This window comes from Rickettsia sp. TH2014 (assembly GCF_019249195.1).
GTDB classification, from domain to species: domain Bacteria; phylum Pseudomonadota; class Alphaproteobacteria; order Rickettsiales; family Rickettsiaceae; genus Rickettsia; species Rickettsia felis.
On record NZ_MXAX01000147.1, the window covers coordinates 45 to 6,004 of the forward strand.

Here is a 5,960-nt window from a genome sequence, read left to right on the forward strand (position 1 = left end):
TTAATTTTACTAAATGTAAGATTAAATCTCAACTATTACACATTAAAAGCAGAAATATTTCACATACTACTAAATGATTGTAGTGATTATTATAGAAATAATGAAGATGTTAATAATGCATATCAATGGCTTAAAGAAGTTGGCGTAAGATTTAGTGTAGTTAGAACTGCAAGTTTAAACGAAGCAACATTAACCTCAGAAAATTTTAACTTTAACAAAAAGTCAGCTGAGTTAGGGTCTGTAGTAATAGAACTTGAACAAATATTAGAAACATTAGGTATTGCTAAAGATAATTTTGACACTAATGATTTATAAGTAATCTTGTTTGTTTCTTATCTCATAACTTCCCTTGCTTCATAAGATAAGTTATGGTAGGCTAGTTTATCTTAATTAGTAACTCAAGTTTATTTTAGCGTTGCCGGTATGGCTCGAAAGAACATTATATCATTCCCTCATATTATTGCGTGGATACCAAGTCGTCATTGCGAGCGACTGAAAGGAGCGTGGCAATCTCATAAAATAATACTCCTGAGATTGCTTTGTCAATTACTTCGTAATTTTCCTCACAATGACGCTAAAATCCTACTATGCTCCTTTTTCTTCTTTTCAAATCCGGCTATTGCCGATCCTGAAATCACTGAATCCTTTAAATGTTCAAAACTTTTTCCTTACTTTGAAAAAAAATTTAACATCCCATCTAATACATTACATTCAATAGCCTTAAAAGAATCGGGAAAAAAACATACAACCCGTAAAATTAGAGTAGTATGGCCTTGGACGGTAAACGTTGAAGGAAAAGGCTATTATTTTAATACAAAAAGAGAAGCTGTAAGTTTTGTTAGAATAGAGCTTATAAGAGGGCGAGAGAGTATTGATGTCGGATGTATGCAGATTAACTTAAGACATCATTTAGGAGCTTTTAATTCCCTTGACCAAGCATTCGATCCAAATAATAACGTTCGTTACGGGGCAGAGTTTTTGCGCTCAAAATATGATCAGTTAGGGAGTTGGCACAAAGCTATAGCACATTACCACTCAGCCACTCATTCCTTAGGGTTTAAATATAAGCAAGATGTAGTTAAAATAGCAAGTAATATGGCTCTTTATAAAGCATCCTTACATAGTTATCTAAATAATAATGAAGGGGCTTTAGAAGATACAATTCCAGTAAATAATAACAAAATTCAAAAAAAATCACTTTTTAGTGGCAATAAAAGATACAGAAGTAGTATTATGGTACCGATTCCTGCTAAAATTAATTAAATTTTATGAGTATACTCGTTGAACTTAAAAAATTGGCTACGTCATCCTACAATTACTGCGATACTGAACGTTTAAGTATACGCTGTGTTCCTCGTCTTGTGGATTCCTTGCTCTTTTTCAAGTTGAACTTCGTATACCAGCTTTTCATTTACTTTTTAATATTAGTAAGTGCGGTAAAAGTAAATGCCGATTTTAACAATATTCAAGATAATTTTGAATATCAGGAAGAGCAGCTAACAATAGAATTACCTTGGAGCGACTGTACCGAAATTCATAAATTATTAGAGGAAAAATTATCTTTTTCAGAACAACAAATAAAAAAAGAAAATAAAATTCATGAGAAGTATAAGCAATTTTATTTAAAACATAATAATCTTACTAATTTTTCTATGCAATTTCTTGAGAAAAAATCTGAGACTAATGGGGTAGAAACTTTAATATCAGGTTTTTTAAAATTTTGTGAAGATAATTTCCAAACTAGTAAAAGTAAATCTAATTCCCTAAATTATTACATTAAAAAACAACAAGATCAATGGTTTAATGATATAAGAAACGAGAATTACAAAATACATTATAGAAAAAAATACGAAGATAATATCTTTAGAAATAATTAATTTATTTCAGCACTTGATTCATATATTATTTAATTTATATTAACTATAATAATATACAAGGTTATTTATGTTAAAGAAATTTATATTAGTATTGTTGTGTATAAGTAGTGATAAATCTCTAGGAGAATCTAATAAGACCGCGAACAATATTTCAGGGATAGAAAGAAAAAAGTTTCTAGTAATGATAAACAACTAAAACCTGTCTACTTAGAGCATTTGGATCTAATTTTGGATTTAAATCCTTCAGAAAAAAGCCTGTTGAGTTTAGAACCTTTATCACCTAACAATAAAAATACGAAACCTATAGTTGTAGGTATTCAAGAGAATTTTGAAAGGCTAGATAGAGTTAAAGGGGATGATATTCGCGCTGCAAGACAGAGAGAACTTATTCAAAATAGTTGGTTAAGAGGAGATCTTATTTCTCGATTCCCGACTAACACTTTAGGTCAAAAGATAGAAGATAAATGGAAGGGATTATATATTCAACAGATTAAAGCTAAAAAATCACCGAAATAATGCAGTAGAGGGAATAAGTGACAGCTTATTTATCAAGCATGCAGCTGACGATATAATAAGCCGATTAGGGATGATTGATAAGGATTTTTCGGATATTCTAGAAATATCGGCTAAATGCGGTTACCTTACAAAACTGTTAAAAACTACCTACCGAAATGCCGATATTACTGCAACGGATATGTCGCCTTTATTGCTTGATTCATTTAGGCATGATCGTAAATTATTAATTAGACATCTTTCCAAACCAGCTTATAGAGAGGAATTTAAAGGAGACACGGAACACAGCGCCACAGCGTACACACTAGTACGTGAGGATTCGAGTACCGGATCGACGTCTAAATTACCTCTAGAAGTAGAGTTTGGGAAGATGTCTATTGATGATGAAGATTTAGAATTTCCAAAAGACTCTTTTGATTTAATTATTTATTCATTAGGGTTACACTGGATAAATGATGTGCAGAGTTTTCTATCTAATATAAGAACATTTTTAAAGCCTGACGGTATTTTTATCGGTAATTTTGTCGGCGGAAATAGTTTAAAGAATTTACGTAAATCTTTAATAGATGCCGAAACAGCAAGTGGTTTTAAACACTCTCCTCATATTTCTTCTTTTATTCATTTTGACCATGTCCCAATGCTATTATCACAAGCAGGATTTGCCGAAGTAATTGTTGATTATGAAAATATAGAGTTAAAATTTGATAATCCTTTAGCGTTAATGAAAGAAATAAAAAATATCGGTGAGTCAAATTCACTAAATGCTAGTCACAATTACGCTATTTCTAAAAAGATGTTCTCTTTACTACAAAATTATACAAACGGCTTTGAAGATAATATTAATTTAATTAGTTTTATTGCTTCGTCAAATAAGAATAGTATAAGATTAAAGTTGTTATAAAGGTGATAGTGGTGTATTTTTAGCAGTATTACGTCATTGCGAGCGACTGAAAGGAGCATGGCAATCTCAGGAATCTTACTTGAGATTGCTTCGTCAATTATTACATAATTTCCTCGCAATGACGATTCAACAATTTATTAAGGTCAAACAAATATGCAAGAATTTGATTTAGTGGTAATAGGTAGCGGTCCGGCCGGTTATACAGGTAGTATTAGAGCTGCTCAGCTTGGTATGAAAGTAGCGTGTGTTGAGAAAAACGATACTCTCGGCGGCACTTGTTTAAATATAGGGTGCATACCGTCAAAAGCTTTACTTAATTCCTCCGAAAAATATGAAGAAGCTCTAAAGCATTTTGAGAGTATAGGTATTACTGCAGATGTAAAATTAGACTTACAAAAAATGCTAGCTAATAAAGATCAAGTAGTTTCTGACCTTACAAAAGGGATAGAAAGCCTATTTGCCAAAAATAAGATTACTAGGATAAAAGGTGAAGCTAAAATTATCTCTAGCAATATCGTTGAGGTAAATAAAGAGCAAATTAAAGCTAAAAATATCCTAATTACTACAGGTTCCAGCGTCATAGAAATACCGAATATCAAAATAGATGAAGAGTTTATTGTTTCATCTACCGGAGCTTTAAAGCTTTCTAAAGTACCTGAGAACTTAATAGTAGTCGGGGGAGGGTATATAGGTTTAGAACTTGGTTCAGTTTGGCGTCGTTTAGGTGCTAAAGTAACGGTTATTGAGTATGCACCGAGCATTGTGTCGATGCTTGATAAGGAAATTGCCACGCAATTTATGAAGCTACAGCAAAAACAAGGTATAGAGTTTAAACTAAATACTAAAGTGCTGTCTGCTGAAGTAAAGTCAGGAAAAGTAAATCTGACAATAGAGGAGGGTGGTAAGAGTTCGGCAGTAACTAGCGATGTGGTATTAATGGCAGTAGGTAGAAAAGCCTATACCCAAAATCTAGGGCTTGAGTCTGTAGGTATTATTACAGATAAACAAGGTAGAATTGAGATTAATGACCATTTCCAAACAGCTGTTTCAAATATTTACGCAGTCGGTGATGTGGTAAAAGGAGCTATGCTTGCTCATAAAGCCGAAGAAGAGGCTGTAGCTGCCGTGGAAATTATGGCAGGGCAAACAGGACATGTTAACTATAATCTAATTCCAAGCGTAATATATACTTATCCCGAAGTAGCAAGCGTCGGTGAAACGGAAGAACAGCTAAGAGGAAAAGGCATTAATTATAAAGTAGGTAAGTTTCCGTTTTTAGCAAATAGTAGAGCAAGAGCAATCGGTAGTACGGAAGGGATGGTTAAAATTCTTGCCGATAGTAAAACCGATAGGGTTTTAGGAGCTCATATTATAGGAGTTGATGCAGGTACGCTTATTGCCGAGCTTATCGCTTATATGGAATTCGGAGCAGCTTCGGAAGATATAGCAAGAACCTGCCACGCCCATCCAACATTAAGCGAGGCTATAAAAGAAGCAGCTCTTAGTGTAGATAAAAGAACGATTAATATGTAATATACCCCTACGTCATTGCGAGAAGAATTACGCAGTAATTCGACGAAGCAATCTCAGGAGTTATGCTTTATGAGATTGCCACGTCGCTTCGCTCCTCGCAATGACGAATTTAAGGATATTTATGACCAAACAAGAGCTGCGGCTTTATTTCAAAGAATTTTTAATAAAAAACCAAGATAAGATTAATTCCAACTTAGTCAAAAACTCTCTAATAAATAAAATTAGCCGGTTATTAAAGGAGTTAAAAGTAAAGATAGTAGGACTTTACTATCCTCTAAAATACGAGATTAACTTACTTGAGATAACAAACTTACATCCTAAAATAAGATTCTTCCTACCGAAAGTTATAAAAAATGAGATAAAATATTGTCCTTATCATTATAACGATCAGTTGGCTTTAGGTGCTTTTAAAACCTATGAACCTATAAATAATGATTGTGTTATCCCTGAATTAGTCATTATTCCGGGGCTTGCGTTTAGTCGGGACGGTTATAGACTTGGATACGGCAAAGGACATTTTGACCGATATCTTAATAATAACCGAAATATATTGGCTGTCGGAGTTTGTTTAAAAGAGCAGTTAATAGATAATTTTCCGGTTGAACCTCATGATCGTAAACTTGATTTTATTCTATGTCATTCCTGCGAAAGCAGGAATCCAGGGAAATAACTTCAATATTGATACAGAGGTCACATAATTTGATAAAATAAATATATAAAAAACTTGTTTTTATATATTTATTACTGGATTCTCGCCTCCGCGGGAACGACATACAACGAGCCACGCAACAAATACCACGCGAGAATGACATAGAATAAAATGGTTGATATAATAAAAAAAAATTGTTGTATTGCTCGGTGTACCTTTTGCTTTTTTTGCACAAGCAGTTGGAGATTGGCTAGAAACAGGACAAGTATCCGGCGATACTCAGACTGGAGATATTTGCTTTCAATTAGCATTGATAGGAGTAGGGACACTTATCATCGATCAGGCATTTAGTAACTTGCCTGATGATGTATACAATGAATATGTCAAAATAGTACAAGATAGTGAGATACAAGTTACATTAATTGGCTAATTTTTTTCTATTCATTATGTAATAGTTGAGATTTAATCTTACATTTAGTAAAATTAA

7 protein-coding genes and 1 pseudogene are annotated in these 5,960 nt (G+C 33.0%); all 8 read left to right on the forward strand.

The genetic code is table 11. The features are described 5' to 3' along the window. Positions 1-315: pseudogene (locus KYQ89_RS02745) on the forward strand (hypothetical protein); the annotation flags it as partial. 108 nt (positions 316-423) lie between these two features. Next, positions 424-1,263: a lytic transglycosylase domain-containing protein gene (locus tag KYQ89_RS02750; protein WP_218460302.1), complete on the forward strand. Its 840-nt coding sequence runs from the start codon at positions 424-426 to the stop codon at positions 1,261-1,263. A 122-nt stretch (positions 1,264-1,385) separates the two neighbouring features. Further along, entirely contained in the window at positions 1,386-1,877 is a 492-nt protein-coding gene (locus tag KYQ89_RS02755) for a DUF2532 domain-containing protein (protein WP_256621212.1), read from the forward strand. 228 nt (positions 1,878-2,105) lie between these two features. Next, positions 2,106-2,393: a hypothetical protein gene (locus tag KYQ89_RS02760; RefSeq protein WP_256621213.1), complete on the forward strand. Its 288-nt coding sequence runs from the start codon at positions 2,106-2,108 to the stop codon at positions 2,391-2,393. Positions 2,394-2,424: 31 nt separating this feature from the next. Then, positions 2,425-3,291 (forward strand): palindromic element RPE1 domain-containing protein, encoded by an 867-nt coding sequence (locus KYQ89_RS02765; protein ID WP_371920393.1) that lies wholly within the window; start codon positions 2,425-2,427, stop codon positions 3,289-3,291. Positions 3,292-3,444: 153 nt separating this feature from the next. Beyond that, positions 3,445-4,824, forward strand: coding sequence for a dihydrolipoyl dehydrogenase (lpdA, locus tag KYQ89_RS02770; protein ID WP_218460305.1), 1,380 nt, complete (start codon positions 3,445-3,447; stop codon positions 4,822-4,824). Between the two features lie 121 nt (positions 4,825-4,945). Beyond that, entirely contained in the window at positions 4,946-5,494 is a 549-nt protein-coding gene (locus tag KYQ89_RS02775) for a 5-formyltetrahydrofolate cyclo-ligase (protein WP_218460306.1), read from the forward strand. Positions 5,495-5,675: 181 nt separating this feature from the next. After that, entirely contained in the window at positions 5,676-5,903 is a 228-nt protein-coding gene (locus tag KYQ89_RS02780; RefSeq protein ID WP_218460307.1) for a hypothetical protein, read from the forward strand. The last annotated feature ends 57 nt before the right edge of the window (positions 5,904-5,960 follow it).